The following is a 14,967-nucleotide window of genomic DNA, read 5'->3' on the forward strand; positions in this document are numbered from 1 at the left end:
GGGCCCTCCTCGGTCGCCGCCGCCCCTTCAGGCCGCGTCCGGTTGCTCCGCCACCGACAGGGCGGCCAGCGCGGCGGACACGGCCGCGGAGGTCCGCAGATCGAGCCGGGCGCTCGTGCCGCGGGCCCGGTGCCGGAGCTCGTCGGCGGCGAGGGTCAGGAGCTGGGGCAGCAGATCGGTGCACCGGCGGGCCACCCAGCCGGTACCGGCCGTGGCCAGCCACCACAGGCTCGCCGACCTGGTGGGGACGGGGAACTCGGGCTCGGGCGAGGGCGCGGGCCCCGTCGCGAGGCCGTGTTCCGCGAGCAGCGCGTGGAAGCGCAGGGCAAGCTGCCGGTGCCCGCGCTCTCCGGGGTGCAGCCGGTCCGCGCTCCACAGGGCGCGGTCCGTGATCCAGTCGCCCTCGCAGGCGTGCAGGTGCACAGCCCCGTACCGGTCGGACAGGGCATGGACGACCGCGTTCACGGCCCGCTGCCGCCGCGCCAGCGGGTGGGCCAGTGGCCCTGGCAGCCCGAGCATGGCGCCCGGGTCGGGCAGACAGGCGGTGAGCAGGACCGCGCCCCGCTCGGTGAGGGCCGCGTACACCTGGTCGAGCCGGGCCGCCACGGCCTGGATGTCGAAGGTGCAGCGCAGGGTGTCGTTGACGCCGATGACGACGGACACGAGGTCGGGCCGCAGCTCCAGCGCGGCAGGCAACTGGCGCTCCACCACATCCCGGGTCTGCGACCCGCTCACCGCGAGGTTGGTGAACCGGGCGGGTGCGTCTGGGTACTCCGCGGATCCCTGGGCGGGCCCGCCGGGTCCCCCGCCGAGCCCGGCGGCGAGCAGCGCGGCCCAGCCGCGCCACGCCCCGTCACCCACTGGGTCACCCACGCCCTCGGTCAACGAGTCACCGAGGGCCACGAACCTCGGGGCTCCCTCCGACCACGGGGGTCTCATGCCACGCCCCCGGGCACGAAGGGCGGAACCGGACGCACAGGAACAGCCGCGTCGTGCGCGGCGAGAAACGCGTCGACCGCCGCGTCCCACCCGAAACACTCCGCACGCGCGCGTGCCCCCTCGCGCCGGTCCGCCTCCAGGCGTTCCAGCAGCAGGTCCACGGCGTCCGCGAAGGCCTCCCCGTGGTCCCCCGCGACGGCCCCGGCGGAGCCGATCACCTCCGACAGCGCGGACGACGCGCTCGCCACCACGGGCGTGCCGCACGCCATGGCCTCCAGCGCGGCGAGCCCGAACGTCTCGGCGGGCCCCGGTGCCAGCGCCACGTCCGCGGACGCCTGGAGGGCACCCAGCAGTCCGCGGTCGGAGACGTGCCCGAGGAAGGTGACCGGCAGGCCGCTCTCGCGCGCCCGCTGTTCGAGCCGGGCGCGCAGCGGCCCGTCCCCGGCCACCACCAGCACCGCCCGGCGCCCGCGCCGCCGCAGCGCCTCCAGGGCGTCGAGCGCCGTGCCGGGCCGCTTCTCCACGGACAGCCGCGAGCACATCACCAGCAACGTCTCGTCCACGCGCGCGTGGCGCGCCCGCAGCTCCGGGTCGCGCAGCGCGGGGTGGCGCTGCACCAGGTCGACGCCCAGCGGGGCGCGGACGACGTTGCGTGCCCCGATCCGTACGAACTCCCGCTCGGCGAACTCGGTGGTGCACACCACGCGCGCGTACGTGTGGGCCGTACGGACGTTGAGGGCGTCGGCGGTACGCCGGGCGGCCCCCTCGGGCAGGCCCCAGGTGCGCAGCACGCCGTCGGCGGTCTCGTGGGAGACCATCACGGCCGGGATCCGGGCGCGCCGCGCCCACTTGCCGGTCCACCTGAGGGTCGTACGGTCGGACACCTCCAGCCGGTCCGGCGCGAGCTCCTCCAGGAGCCGGGCCACCCGTCGCTTGTCGGCGAGGACGCGGTAGCCGCCGGTGCCGGGCAGCAGCGGCCCGGGGAGGGTGATCACCCGCCCCTGCTCGGTCTCCCGGTCGCTCATGCGCTCGCCGGGGATCACAAGGACGGGCTCGTGCCCGGCCGCCTTGAAGCCCTTGCCGAGTTCGCGCAGCGCGGTGCGCAGACCGCCGGACGCGGGCGCGACGAAGTTGGCGAGCCGCACGATCCGAAGCGACTGGCCGCTGCTCTTGCCCGGACGCGAGTCGCTCATGCCGCCACCACCGTCCTGCGCGCGGCGAGCACGTTCGCGTAGTGCCCGATCAGCTGGTCCCCGACGGCCGCCCAGGTACGGCCTTCCACGGTCGCCCGCCCTGCGGCGCCGAAGGCGGCCCGCAGCCCGGCATCGGCGGCCAGGGCCCGTACCGCGTTTTGTACGGCACTCGCGTCGCGCGGCGGCACCAGCAGGCCGGTGCGCCCGTGGGCGACCAGGTCCAGCGGCCCGCCCGCGGCGGGCGCCACGACGGGCAGGCCGCTGGCCATGGCCTCCTGCACGGTCTGGCAGAAGGTCTCGAAGGGCCCCGTGTGCACGAAGGCGTCCAGCGAGGCGAAGATCCGGGCCAGATCGTCACCGGTGCGGCGGCCGAGGAAGACCGCGCCGGGCAGCGCCTGCTCCAGGCCGGGCCGGCTCGGGCCGTCGCCGACGACCACGACCCGGACGCCCTCCAGGCCGCAGGCCCCGGCGAGGAGTTCGACCTGCTTCTCGGGGGCGAGCCGGCCGACGTAGCCGACGATCAGTTCACCGTTCGGGGCGAGTTCGCGGCGCAGGGCCTCGTCGCGGCGCTCTGGCCGGAAACGTTCGGTGTCGACCCCGCGCGGCCACAGCTCGACGCGGGGCACACCGTGGGTCTCCAGGTCGCGCAGGGCCGCGCTGGACGGGGCGAGGGTGAGGTCGGCGGCACCGTGCACGGAGCGGATCCGCCGCCAGGCGGCGGCCTCTCCGGCGCCCATGTAGGTGCGGGCGTATCCGGCCAGGTCGGTCTGGTAGACGGCGACGGAGGGAATGCCGAGGCGGGCGGCGGCGGCCATGCCGCGCACACCGAGGACGAAGGGGCTGGCGAGGTGGACGACATCGGCGCGGTGCTCGACGAGGGTGGCGGCCAGGCGGCGGCTGGGGAGGGCGACGCGGACCTGGGGATAGCCGGGGAGCGGGAGGGAGGGGACGTGGACGACGGGGCACGGCACGTCGGCGTCGGGCTTGTTCCCGGGCGCGGGGGCCGGGGCGACAACGACGGGAGTGTGACCGCGATCGACGAGGTGCCGGGCGGTCTGGAGCGCGCAATGGGCCACGCCGTTCACATCGGGGGGAAAGGATTCGGTCACGATGACGACACGCATACCGGTGTTGTCGCCGTGCCGGACGTGGCCGCGTCAACGTGGATCTTTCGGGACGAGGAACGTCCCATGAGCGTTCTGAGCCGCACCCGCGCAGGTCAGGCCGCGTCCATGCGCTCCTGACCCGCGAGTCATCCCGTGTTCACCCGGGCGGCCTGATTCCGCCCCGGCGCCCTTGCACAAAAGGGGGTCACCCGCTCACGCGGAGGGGCGTCACACAGCGGTCTCCTCGGGACCGATCCGGCTGCGGACGGCCGTCTGGACCTCGGCCTCCTCGGCCGGGTCGGCGGCGAGCCGGCGCAGTCGCTCGACGACACGGGTGTCTCCGGTCTCGGCGTGCCGGGCGGCGATCTCCCGGGTGGTCTCCTCGCAGTCCCACAGGCACTCGACGGCGAAGCCGGAGGCGAAGGAGGGGTCGGTGGCGGCGAGGGCACGGGCGGCCCGGCCGCGCAGATGGGAGGAGGCGGTCTCGCGGTAGATGTGGCGGAGCACGGGTGCGGCGCAGGCGATGCCGAGCCGTCCGGTGCCGTCCACCAGGGTCCACAGGGTCGGTGCGTCGGGGCCCTCGCCCCGTACGGCTTCGCGGAGTGCCGCGAGGACCAGGTCGCGGTCCTGCGCCCCGCCCCGGCAGGCGAGGACGCGTCCGGCGGCGGCGCCCAGCGCGTCCGGCCGCCGCGCCCAGCCGCGTGCCTGGTTCACGGCGGCGAGCGAGCGCATGCGTTCGAAGGCCTCGACGGCGGCGTCCACGACGACCGTGGAGCCGGTGGCCACGGCGCCCTCGATCAGGCCGAGGGCGTCGGGATCGTTGCCGTCGGCGAGGTAGCGCAGGGCCGTGCACCGGGCTCCGTCGCCGCCGTCCTTCGCGGCCTGGATGATCTCGGCCCGGTCCTCGGGTCCCGCCACGGCGGTGAGACATCGGGCGGCCGGGACATGGAGTGGCGCGCCCCGTTCGAGGCCTTGCTGGGCCCAGTCGAAGACGGCCTGCACGCTCCACCCGGGGCGGGGACCGGCCGGACGCATCTGCCGCTGCCAGCGGTCGAAACAGCCCGTCTCGTGGGCGGCACGCACGCGTGTGGCGATGGATTCGCGCGGATCCTCGGCCCACAGCCGCCACGGCCGCGGTTCGAAGGCGTCCCGGACGGTGGCGGCCAGCTCGGCGTCGCCCTCCGGATCGGCCGGGAACCGCGCGAGGACGGGTGCGGCCAGGGCGCGCAGGCCCGCGTCGTCGTCCCTGAGGGCCAGTTCGTCGAGCGCCCAGGCCCAGTTGGAGCCGTGGGCGGCGTACCTGCGCAGCAGTTCGAGCGCGTCCCGCCTGCCGTAGGAGGCGAGGTGCCCGAGGACGGCGAGGGCGAGCCCGGTGCGTGACTCTTCGGTGTCGAGGACGTCCTCGGCACCGAAGAGGTGGGCCTCGATCTCGTCCAGTTCGCCGTTCAGGTCGAGGAAGAGCCGGGCGTAGTAGAGGGAGCGGTTCTCCACCTGCCAGTCGTGGCGGGGATCGCGCAGCACACAGTGGTTCAGCGCCGCCAGCGCCTCGGGGCGCGGGGCGGTGAGCGCGTGCAGCGTGCCGTCGCCGCGGCCCCGCTGGAGCAGGCCGAGCAGCGTACCGCTGGGCGCTATGACCGGATCGAACATGGGAAACAGCCTCACATCAAGCGTCGACGCAACCGGGGACGTGTACTACCTGGCCGCGCGACAACACGTCGGAGTGCCCGCCGTTTCCTGCTTGCTGTAGACCATCTTCCTCTGCCTCTCGTCGGTGGCCCTTGCGGACCGGGTCACGGTCCGCGCGGTGCGGCAACATCTGCCCAGCCATCACGTCCGTGAACCACGACGTCATGATGACTCGGCAGTTCCATCTGCCGCGACCGAAATTTCGGCGGCCCTGTACCGCCTCCCCCGTTTTCGTTGTCGTTCCAGGTCAGACTGGTCGGCTCAGCGCTCGCCGAACAGTTCGAGCAATTCCGTCCGGCCGAACATCCGGGCGGTGTCGACCGCCGAGGGCGTGCCGGTGGACGGGTCGGCGCCGCCCTCCAGGAGGGCCTTGATGACGTCCGTCTCGCCCTTGAAGGCCGCTCCCGCGAGCGGGGTCTGGCCTCGGTCGTTCACCCGGTCGGCCTCGGCACCGCGGGCGAGCAGCGCGCGCACCGCCTCGGAGTGGCCGTGGTAGGCGGCGAGCATCACGAGCGAGTCGCCGCGGTCGTTGGTGAGGTTGGCCGGAACACCGGCGTCGACATACGCCACGAGCGCCTCCGTCTGTCCCCGCCGGGCCAGATCGAAGATCTTGGTCGCCAGCTCCACGACCTCGGGGTCGGGGACTTCGGTCATCGGCCGGACCGCCTCTCACTTCACACGTCTCGTCGGGCGCGTACGTCTGCGAGCGGTGCAGCCGTACGAGTGAATCGCCAGCGTACTGGCTCGCGCGGCACATGACCCGATGTGCCCGAGGTAAAGATCACCACAGACCTCGCCGAGCGCAACAGCCCAGCGCGACCGGGCCGGGGACCGGTCCGCCAACCGGGGGAAATGGTCCGAATTTCACCCAGTTGCACCTTTAATCGTATGGATACATCCTGTGAGCCTGGAAGTACTCATGGTGACTGTCCCCGCGAACCAGGAGAACTCAAATGATCCTCTCCATCTCAGGCGTGGTCCTGCTCGGCATCGTCGTCTTCATCTTCTTCCGCAAGGACGGGCTGAAGGCATCGCACGCAGTGGTCGCGATGCTGTTCGGCTTCTACCTGGCGAGCACGGCCATCGCCCCGAGCATCAAGGCGGGTGGCGAGAGCCTGGCGAGCCTCCTCGGCGGAATCAAGTTCTGACCCCGCTCCCCGTACGCATCCCGCCCGTACGCACTCTCTGGAGGCAGCAGTGGCCCGGCGCCCCCTCCCCCGCATTCTGAGCAACGGCAGCGCACAGCTCGCCCGGAGCCGGGAGCTGGCCCGGACGGCCGCCGACAGCGCCACCGACGTCCTCCACCCGCTGATCACGATCACGCGCGGTCTGCGCCGGCTGGCAGCGGCCGGACGGCGCAGATGGACCGAGACCCCCAAGGAGAAACGGGGGGCGCTGCTGTTCCTCGTCGCCTCCGTGCTCCTGGTCGTGGCGCTGCTGCCGTACGGACCGCTGTGCGCCGCCGTCACCCTGATGGCGGCCGCCGCCTGGAAGGGCCGGGACCGCGCCCCGGCCGCGTCCGACGGGCCCGACGAGTCGCAGACAGAGCGTCTCAAGGCGCTCTACGAGGCCCTCGTGCCGTACTTCTCCGCTGCCGAGGACCCCGAGCCGCTGTACGCCCACGGCGGTGCGTGGGACAAGGCCTTCCCCACCTACGCGTTCGACGGCGCCGGCCGGATCTCGCACCTGGTGGTCCGCTACCCGGCGTACTTCACCGACGGCGAGGCCGAGGCCCGCGCCCGGATCGAGCACCTGCTCGCGGCCAAGTCGGGCCGGGGCCGCGAATACCACTTCACGTGGGACGAGGAGGGCAACCAGTTGACGGTCAGCGTGCTCCTGCCGCTGCCCGTCGACATCGCGGCCCAGCGTTTCGTCACCACTCCCGGAGAGACGGTCCTCGGCTTCACCGACCCCACCGAGGTCCGCCGCACGCTCCCCCTCACCTACGGCGAACAGCAGCGGGACGTGCCCCCGGTCGTCTGGCGCACTGGCCTGCGCTCGACCGAGCCCCACCTGCTCGCCCTGGGCCAGCCCGGCAGCGGCACCTCGACCCTGCTGCGGTCCATCGCCCTCCAGGCCCTCCAGCACGGCGACGTGGTGATCGTCGACGGCGGCGGGACCGGCGAGTACGCCTGCCTGACCGGCCGGGACGGCGTCCTGGCCGTCGAGTGCGGGCTCACCGGGGCGCTGGCCAGCCTGGAGTGGGCCGCGAGCGAGACCGAGCGCCGACTCATCGCCGCCAACCGCGCCCACCAGGCGGGCCACCCGCCGCCCGACGACACCAAGCGTCCCCTGTGGATCCTCCTGGACCGCCCGACGGCGTTCACACACCTGGCCGCCGCCGACGACCGAAAGGATCCCCAGTCTCTCCTCCAGGTCCCCCTGCGGCACGGCCGCCCGGCGAACGTGACGGTGGTGGTGGCCGACCAGCTCGACAGCCTCGACACCCTCACCGACGCCGTACGGCAGCACACCCGCGCGCGCGTGGTCCTCGGCCCGGCGACGGCCGACCAGGTCGAGTCCGTTCTGGGCGCGCCCCCGCACACCACCCCCGTCGACCAGGTCCCGCCCGGCCGCGGTTACGCCCGTCTGGGCATGGGCCCGGTCCACCGCCTCCAGGTCCCGGCCACACCCAACCCGTACGACGACGCGACGTCCGACGCCCTCCGCCAGGCGGTGCTGGACCTCCTTCCGCCCCGCACGACACCGGCGGACGGGGAGACGGTGCCCGACCCGGATCCGTCGCAGGGAGAACCGGAGCTGGTCGGACCGGAGCTGGTCGAACCGGGGCAGGGCGAACCGGGGCAGGTCAAGCCGGAGCCGTCGGAACCGGAGGCGGTGCCGGAGCCCGAGGCGGCGCCGGAGCCTGAGGCGGTGCCGGAGCCGGTGCCAGTGGCGTCCAAGCCAGTACCCGTACTGACGGAACCGGCAGAACGAAAGCCGGTGCCCGTACTGACAAAGCCCACGAAGTCGTCCTAGCCGCGGTCAGTCAGGCCGATCTCCGCAGGCACTGCGGGGATCGGCCCTACGCCACGAACGTCCGCGGCGACTCACCGGCCCCCGCACCCCCGCCCTCCACGATCCGCGCCGCCGCAGCCAATCGCGCGGCCGCTTCCTCGGCCACCGCACCCCCCACGGTGAACGGCAACCGCACATACCCCTCGAACGCCCCGTCGACCCCGAACCGCGGTCCGGACGGAACCCGCAGGCCCACCCGCTCCCCGGCTTCCGCGAGCCGCGAGCCGGACAGACCGCCCGTCCGCACCCACAGCGTCAGCCCGCCTCGGGGCACCTCGAACTCCCATGTGGGCAACGCCCGCCGCACCGCCGCCACGATCTCGTCCCGGTTCTCCCGCGCCTGCGCCCGTCGCACCTCCACGGCCTTCTCCCAACCGCCCGTGCCGAAGAGCCAGTTCACGGCAAGCTGCTCCAGGACGGGCGTGCCGAGATCCGCGTACGCCCGCGCCGCGACCAGGCTGCGGATCACGTCCGGAGCGGCGCGCACCCACCCGATGCGCATCCCGGCCCAGAAGGCCTTGCTCGCCGACCCCACGGTGATCACCGTCGACCCGGCCGGATCGAAGGCACACACCGCCCGCGGCATCTGTACATCAGGGTCGAGCCACAACTCGCTCATGGTCTCGTCCGCGATCAGCACGGTCCCCGCGGACCTGGCCGCGTCGACCAGCTGCCGCCGCTGGTCCTCGTCGGCGAGCGCGCCGGTCGGGTTGTGGAAGTCGGCGACGACGTACGCGATCCGGGGCGCGGCGTCCCGCAGGACCTGCCGCCAGCGGTCCATGTCCCAGCCCGCGAGACCCTCGGCCATCGCGACGGGCACGAGCCGGGCCCCGGCCTCCCGCATCAGCTGAAGGATGTTGGCGTACGAGGGCGACTCCACGGCGATGCGCTCGCCCCGCCCGGCGAACAGGTGGCAGATCGCGTCGATCGCGCCCATCGCCCCGGTCGTCACCATGATCTGCTCGGGCATGGTCGGGATCCCGCGCGCCGTGTAGCGCTCGGCGATCATCGACCGCAGCGCGGGCAGCCCGGCGGGGTAGTCGCCGTGCGTGTGCGCGTAGGGCGGCAGTTCCTCCAGCGCGCCCTGCACGGCCCGGGTGAGCCACGGCTCGGGGGCCGGCAGCGCCGCACAGCCCAGGTCGATCATCGAGCCGAGCGCCTCCGGCGGCAGGGGTTCCAGCCCGCGCGCGGGCAGCGGGTTCCCGGCGGGTACGGCGGTCCAGCTGCCCGCCCCGCGCCGGGACTCCAGGAACCCCTCGCTGCGCAGCGCCTCATAGGCGGCGGCGACCGTCGTACGGCTGACGGACAGGGAGAGGGCGAGCTCCCGCTCGGCGGGCAGCCGGGCGGCCACCGGGACCCGCCCTTCGAGCACCAGCAGACGGATGCCGTCGGCGAGCGCGCGATAGGCGGGCGGCCGTCGCGTGCCGGGCCCCGCCGGGCGGTCCTGCTGGGAGTTGAGCAGCCGCGCGAGCTGCGCCGCACCCACGGCCGAGGTCCACTGCGCCATGAGAATCAGTCCACCTTCCCCGGATTGGCCATGGATGGCCTCTCCATCCAAGCCACAGGGTGTCATGCATCAGTCCACTACCACCAGGGGGGTACATCATGTCCACGCAGCGGCGGCTCGCCCGGCGACTGACGCAGCTCTACGTCGGTCTCGCTCTGTACGGCGCGAGTTCGGCGCTGCTCGTCAGGTCGGGCCTCGGACTGGAGCCGTGGAACGTACTGCACCAGGGCCTCGCCGAGCGGACCGGTCTGTCCATCGGCGTCGTGCTGACCGTCCTGGGCGCCGCGGTGCTGCTCGCGTGGATCCCCCTGCGCCAGCGGCCGGGCCTGGGCACGATCTCCAACGTGCTGGTCATCGGCATGGCGATGGACGCGACGCTGGCCCTGCTGCCCGACGCGCACGGCTGGGTGCTCCGCGTGAGCCTGCTGGTGGCGGGGATCGTCCTGAACGGCGCGGCGACCGGCCTGTACATCGCGGCACGCTTCGGCCCGGGCCCGCGCGACGGCCTGATGACGGGGCTGCACCAGCTCACGGGCGTCTCGATCCGCCTGGTGCGCACGGGCATCGAGCTCACGGTCGTGGCGACCGGCTTCGCGCTGGGCGGCACCGTCGGGGTCGGCACCCTCCTGTACGCGGTGGCCATCGGACCGCTCGCCCAGCTGTTCCTGCGCGTGTTCGCCGTCCCTTCGGCAACCGGCGGCAGCACGGTCGTTGCCACAGGTCAACCCCGAGGAGCGATACTGCGTCCGTGACCCCGCGGATACGCCATCCCTACCTCGACCATCCCGGCCCGATCGCCTTCGCCCACCGGGGCGGGGCCGCGGACGGCCTGGAGAACACCGTGCGGCAGTTCCGGTGCGCCGTCGAGGCGGGCTACCGCTACATCGAGACCGACGTCCACGCCACCCGGGACGGCCAACTCGTCGCCTTCCACGACGCGACCCTGGACCGGGTGACGGACGGCGCCGGCCGGATCGCCGACCTGCCCTGGCAGGAGGTGCGCCCCGCGCGCGTGGCGGGCGAGGAGCCGGTGCCGCTCTTCGAGGAGCTCCTGGAGACCTTCCCGGACGTGCGCTGGAACGTCGACGTCAAGGCGGAGGCCGCCCTGCTGCCCTTCCTCGACCTGGTCGGCCGGACGAACGCCTGGGACCGGATCTGCCTCGGCTCGTTCTCCGAGGCCCGTGTGGTGCGCGCCCAGCGGCTGGCCGGACCGCGCCTGGCCACCTCGTACGGCACCCGGGGGGTGCTCAACCTGCGGCTGCGCTCCTGGGGGCTGCCGGCGGCGGTGCGCCGCTCGGCGGTCGCGGCGCAGGTGCCCGAGATCCAGTCCGGCATCCAGGTCGTGGACCACCGTTTCCTCCGCGCCGCCCATGCGCGCGGGCTCCAGGTACACGTGTGGACCGTCAACGACCCGGAGAGCATGCACCGGCTTCTGGATCTCGGCGTGGATGGCATCATGACCGATCACATCGACACGTTGCGCAAGGTCATGGAGGACCGCGGCGTCTGGGTCTGAGACCCCCGGCCGGTCGCCCCTGCGCGTTCACGGGGAGGCGAGGGCACGGGTGGGCACCGACACCGCGCGTCCGGAGGCGGCCGACGGCGCCGCGGGACTCAAGCGCGAGCAGCGCGGCTGGTACTTCTACGACTGGGCCTGCTCCGTCTACTCGACAAGCGTGCTCACCGTGTTCCTGGGCCCCTACCTGACGTCGGTCGCCGAATCGGCGGCCGACGCCGACGGGTACGTCCACCCTCTCGGGATCCCGGTGCGCGCCGGGTCCTTCTTCGCGTACTCGGTGTCCCTGTCGGTGATCGTGGCCGTACTGGTGATGCCCCTGGTGGGCGCCGCCGCCGACCGCACCGGCCGCAAGAAGCCCCTGCTCGCCACCGCCGCCTACCTGGGGGCCACGGCCACGACGGCCATGTTCTTCCTGGACGGCGACCGCTACCTGCTCGGCGGGGCGCTGCTGATCGTCGCCAACGCCGCGCAGTCCGTGGCGATGATGCTCTACAACTCCTACCTGCCGCAGATCGCCCCGCCCGAGCAGCGGGACGCGGTCTCCTCCCGCGGCTGGGCCTTCGGCTACGCGGCGGGCTCGCTGGTCCTCGTCGTCGACCTGGTCCTGTACACCGGGCACGACAGCTTCGGCGTCTCCGAGAGCACGGCGGTGCGCATCTGCCTGGCGTCGGCGGGCCTGTGGTGGGGCGCGTTCGCCCTCATCCCGCTGACCCGGCTGCGCGATCGCAGGTCCGCCGCGCGGGAGGCGGCCCTTCCCGGGTTCCGGCAGCTCGCGGCGACCGTCCGCGACATGCGCCGGCACCCGCTGACCCTCGCCTTCCTGCTCGCGTACCTCGTCTACAACGACGGCATCCAGACGGTGATCTCCCAGGCCTCGGTCTACGGCTCCGAGGAACTCGGCCTAGGGCAGTCCACCCTGATCGGGGCGGTCCTGCTGGTGCAGGTGCTGGCGGTGGTGGGAGCGCTGACGATGGGCCGGCTGGCCCGGACGTACGGGGCCAAGCGCACGATCCTCGGCTCGCTGGTGGCGTGGACGGTGACGCTGGCGGCCGGGTTCTTCCTGCCGGCCGGGGCACCGGCGTGGTTCTTCGTCCTGGCCGCCGGCATCGGTCTGGTCCTCGGCGGCAGTCAGGCACTGTCCCGGTCCCTGTTCTCCCATCTCGTCCCGCCCGGTAAGGAGGCCGAATACTTCTCCGCGTACGAGATGAGCGACCGCGGAATGAGCTGGCTCGGGCCGCTGCTGTTCGGGCTCACCTATCAGCTGACCGGGAGTTACCGGGACGCGATCATCTCGCTGGTGGGCTTCTTCGTCATCGGTTTCGCCCTGCTCGCGCGGGTTCCGGTGCGGCGTGCGATCGAAGAAGCGGGGAATCCGGTTCCTGACAGGATTTAGCACTCAGCGCGAAAGGGCTGTAGTGTACGCGTTTGGCCTGCCAGGCGTACCGTTACTGCGCGTCAAAGATGCCGAAACGCTGGGTTACATCTGCTAGCAGATGTGACAAACCGGGCGCTGGTGGGTACAACAAGGGCGGCTACGACGGCGACGCATGACCCGGAACGGGACTCGGAACGGGAATCTTTACCGCCGACCGGACGTTGACCGGATGACGACGACAGCGACACCTGTCCTGTGGGCGACAAGCCCGGGAGGCACGATTCATGAGTGAGCGAGCTCTTCGCGGCACGCGCCTCGTGGTGACCAGCTACGAGACGGACCGCGGCATCGACCTGGCCCCGCGCCAGGCCGTGGAGTACGCATGCGAGAAGGGGCACCGGTTTGAGATGCCCTTCTCGGTCGAGGCGGAGATCCCGCCGGAGTGGGAGTGCAAGGTCTGCGGGGCCCAGGCACTCCTCGTGGACGGCGATGGCCCTGAAGAGAAGAAGGCCAAGCCCGCGCGTACGCATTGGGACATGCTGATGGAGCGGCGCACCCGTGAGGAACTCGAAGAGGTCCTCGAGGAGCGCCTGGCGGTTCTGCGCTCCGGGGCGATGAACATCGCGGTTCATCCCCGAGACAGCCGCAAGTCGGCGTAAGTCCCTCCGGGGCCTGGCCGAAAGTTACAGCGCGTCAAGGACCGCGGACGCCGTACGTGAAGTACGGCGCCCGCGGTTTTTGTCATGCGGTCTTGCGGATCAGTGGGTCACGCTGCCTCGCGGCGGATCAGTGGGGCACGCTGCCTCGCGGATCGATGCGCCCGCGTTCTCGCGGGTCGGTGGGTCATCGGTTCAGCGGATCGGTGGATCGGTGGGTCAGTGCGTCAGTGCGTCAGCGGCGGGCGTGGTTCCCGCGGTGCGTCGCCCCGGTCGTCGTCCCTGATGACCTCGCCCTGGACGACCTTGCCGTCGGGGCGGTGCATACGGGCCTGCTGGAAGGCGCCGCCCAGGCTGCCCGCGTCGGCCTCACGGAGCTTGCGCTCGAAGGTGCGCTCCGCGGTACGGCTCACGGCCTTCTGGACCGGGGGCAGCAGCAGGAGCAGGCCCACCGCGTCCGACACCAGGCCGGGGATCATCAGCAGCAGTCCGCCCAGCATCATCAGGCCGTTGCCCTCGCTGTTCGGCCGGGCCGCCGCGGGCATCACGCCGCTCTGCTGCTGTTGCAGCGTCTCCGACAGGTTCCGGAAGGCCCGTCGGCCGGCCCGCTTGATGACGACCGAGCCGAGGACGAACCCGGCCACCAGGACGAGGAACACCACCAGCCCGCTCGACGCCCCCGCGACCGCCATGAGCAGCCAGATCTCCAGGACGAGCCACGCGGCGAGCCCCAGCGGCAGGAACGTGCGCAGCCGGGAGCGCCGGGGCCGAGCGGGATTACCGGGGGTCTGAGCGCCAGTCGTCATGACTCCAGTGTGCCTGGGCCCGGCTCAGTGCGGGATAAGGCCCCGATCAGGTGTTTCTGTGAGCGGCGGACGAGGAGAGGGCGCGCAGTGCCCGCTACGGCTTCGACGGCCTGCCGCCGCGGCCCGTGACCTTGCCGACCCGCTCCCCCACGCCCCACGCCGTAACCCGCCACAGCGCCTCGACGAGGATGTCGCGGCTCATCTTGGAGTCGCCGTGTTCACGCTCGACGAAGGTGATGGGCACCTCCACGACGTGGTAGCCGGCCCTGACCGCGCGACGGGCGAGGTCGACCTGGAAGCAGTAGCCCTGGGAGGCGACCTGGTCGAGCCCGAGGCCCGCCAGGGTCTCCCGGCGGAAGGCGCGGTAGCCGCCGGTGATGTCGCGCAGCGGCAGGTCGAGCGCGAGCCGGGAGTAGAGGCTGCCGCCCCGGGAGATCACCTCGCGGGACTTCGGCCAGTTCACCACCCGGCCGCCGGGCACCCAGCGCGAGCCGAGCACCAGGTCGGCGCTCTTCAGGGCGGTGAGCAGACGGGGCAGTTCCTCGGGCTGGTGGGAGCCGTCGGCGTCCATCTCGACCAGCACGCCGTAGTCGCGCTCCAGGCCCCAGCGGAAGCCCGCGAGGTAGGCGGCGCCCAGGCCCTCCTTGCCCTTGCGGTGCAGCACGTGGACGTGGTCGTCGTCGACTGTCAGCTCGTCGGCCAGCTTGCCCGTGCCGTCCGGGCTGTTGTCGTCGGCCACGAGGACGTGCGCCTCGGGGACGGCCTCGCGCACCCGGCCGACGATGCTCTTGATGTTCTCCGCCTCGTTGTAGGTCGGGATGATCACCAAGGCCGTGCCGAGCGGGCCGAACTTCCTCCCCTGGGCTCCTGCCGCGAGGGTTCCGTCGCCGTCGTTCACTGATGCCCCTTCATGTCCGTACGCAGGGGTCCACCATAGTGGGCCCGGCCTGCGATGACGTGACAGGACGTTCGAATGGTGGTGTCGAATCCGCAAGACGCGGGTAAGAGTGCGCCTCCGGGCGCGCGCGTACGGCGGATGGGGGCCCGGCGCCCTTCGGGCCGACCTGGGATCCGCCGGCTGCGGATCGACCGAAAGCCGTTGTCTACTGAGCGCCCGGGCCCCACCCGGGGTCACACCTCCCCGACCGGCCGGAACGTTCCC

At 72.7% G+C, this 14,967-nt stretch carries 14 protein-coding genes; 6 read left to right on the plus strand and 8 right to left on the minus strand.

Annotated elements, in window-relative coordinates; genetic code table 11:
- Nucleotides 1-27 precede the first annotated feature (27 nt).
- The 5 genes from ACZ3I3_RS36220 to ACZ3I3_RS36240 form a co-directional block, all read right to left on the minus strand.
- On the minus strand, nt 28-939 hold the full coding sequence (locus ACZ3I3_RS36220) for an SGNH/GDSL hydrolase family protein (protein ID WP_467372053.1): 912 nt from the start codon (nt 937-939) through the stop codon (nt 28-30).
- Nucleotides 936-2,132 carry a glycosyltransferase gene (locus ACZ3I3_RS36225; RefSeq protein WP_467372054.1) on the minus strand — a complete coding sequence of 399 codons (1,197 nt, stop codon included), beginning with the start codon at nt 2,130-2,132 and terminating at the stop codon, nt 936-938. The genes ACZ3I3_RS36220 and ACZ3I3_RS36225 overlap by 4 nt, the downstream gene beginning before the upstream one ends.
- Nucleotides 2,129-3,256 (minus strand): glycosyltransferase family 4 protein, encoded by a 1,128-nt coding sequence (locus tag ACZ3I3_RS36230; RefSeq protein ID WP_467372055.1) that lies wholly within the window; start codon nt 3,254-3,256, stop codon nt 2,129-2,131. The genes ACZ3I3_RS36225 and ACZ3I3_RS36230 overlap by 4 nt, the downstream gene beginning before the upstream one ends.
- 210 nt (nt 3,257-3,466) lie before the next feature.
- The gene (locus ACZ3I3_RS36235) at nt 3,467-4,885 is read right to left on the minus strand and encodes a HEAT repeat domain-containing protein (RefSeq protein ID WP_467372056.1); all 1,419 of its coding nucleotides are present in this window, start codon (nt 4,883-4,885) and stop codon (nt 3,467-3,469) included.
- A gap of 300 nt (nt 4,886-5,185) precedes the next feature.
- The gene (locus ACZ3I3_RS36240) at nt 5,186-5,578 is read right to left on the minus strand and encodes an ankyrin repeat domain-containing protein (RefSeq protein WP_467372057.1); all 393 of its coding nucleotides are present in this window, start codon (nt 5,576-5,578) and stop codon (nt 5,186-5,188) included.
- Between the two features lie 299 nt (nt 5,579-5,877).
- Here ACZ3I3_RS36240 and ACZ3I3_RS36245 point away from each other — a divergent pair, with 299 nt between their 5' ends.
- On the plus strand, nt 5,878-6,072 hold the full coding sequence (locus ACZ3I3_RS36245) for a hypothetical protein (RefSeq protein ID WP_030843336.1): 195 nt from the start codon (nt 5,878-5,880) through the stop codon (nt 6,070-6,072).
- A gap of 49 nt (nt 6,073-6,121) precedes the next feature.
- Nucleotides 6,122-7,903 carry a hypothetical protein gene (locus tag ACZ3I3_RS36250; protein WP_467372058.1) on the plus strand — a complete coding sequence of 594 codons (1,782 nt, stop codon included), beginning with the start codon at nt 6,122-6,124 and terminating at the stop codon, nt 7,901-7,903.
- Between the two features lie 46 nt (nt 7,904-7,949).
- Here the strand turns inward: ACZ3I3_RS36250 and ACZ3I3_RS36255 are convergent, their stop codons facing one another.
- Nucleotides 7,950-9,449 (minus strand): SCO1417 family PLP biosynthesis transcription factor, encoded by a 1,500-nt coding sequence (locus ACZ3I3_RS36255; RefSeq protein WP_467372059.1) that lies wholly within the window; start codon nt 9,447-9,449, stop codon nt 7,950-7,952.
- A gap of 98 nt (nt 9,450-9,547) precedes the next feature.
- Here ACZ3I3_RS36255 and yczE point away from each other — a divergent pair, with 98 nt between their 5' ends.
- The 4 genes from yczE (at nt 9,548) to ACZ3I3_RS36275 (ending at nt 13,002) form a co-directional block, all read left to right on the plus strand.
- On the plus strand, nt 9,548-10,201 hold the full coding sequence (yczE, locus tag ACZ3I3_RS36260) for a membrane protein YczE (protein ID WP_467372060.1): 654 nt from the start codon (nt 9,548-9,550) through the stop codon (nt 10,199-10,201).
- Nucleotides 10,198-10,965 carry a glycerophosphodiester phosphodiesterase gene (locus ACZ3I3_RS36265; protein ID WP_467372061.1) on the plus strand — a complete coding sequence of 256 codons (768 nt, stop codon included), beginning with the start codon at nt 10,198-10,200 and terminating at the stop codon, nt 10,963-10,965. Before yczE ends, ACZ3I3_RS36265 begins: the two co-directional genes overlap by 4 nt.
- Before the next feature lie 49 nt (nt 10,966-11,014).
- On the plus strand, nt 11,015-12,361 hold the full coding sequence (locus tag ACZ3I3_RS36270) for an MFS transporter (protein WP_467372062.1): 1,347 nt from the start codon (nt 11,015-11,017) through the stop codon (nt 12,359-12,361).
- A gap of 266 nt (nt 12,362-12,627) precedes the next feature.
- A complete protein-coding gene (locus ACZ3I3_RS36275; protein WP_003977404.1) occupies nt 12,628-13,002 on the plus strand; it encodes an RNA polymerase-binding protein RbpA in 375 nt (124 codons plus the stop codon).
- Between the two features lie 224 nt (nt 13,003-13,226).
- Here ACZ3I3_RS36275 and fxsA read toward each other — a convergent pair whose 3' ends face one another.
- The gene (gene fxsA, locus ACZ3I3_RS36280; RefSeq protein WP_467372063.1) at nt 13,227-13,805 is read right to left on the minus strand and encodes an FxsA family membrane protein; all 579 of its coding nucleotides are present in this window, start codon (nt 13,803-13,805) and stop codon (nt 13,227-13,229) included.
- 94 nt (nt 13,806-13,899) lie between these two features.
- Nucleotides 13,900-14,703, minus strand: a complete 804-nt coding sequence (locus ACZ3I3_RS36285) for a polyprenol monophosphomannose synthase (RefSeq protein WP_467372064.1) — start codon at nt 14,701-14,703, stop codon at nt 13,900-13,902.
- Nucleotides 14,704-14,967 lie beyond the last annotated feature (264 nt).

The organism is Streptomyces sp. NPDC016851, assembly GCF_055562795.1.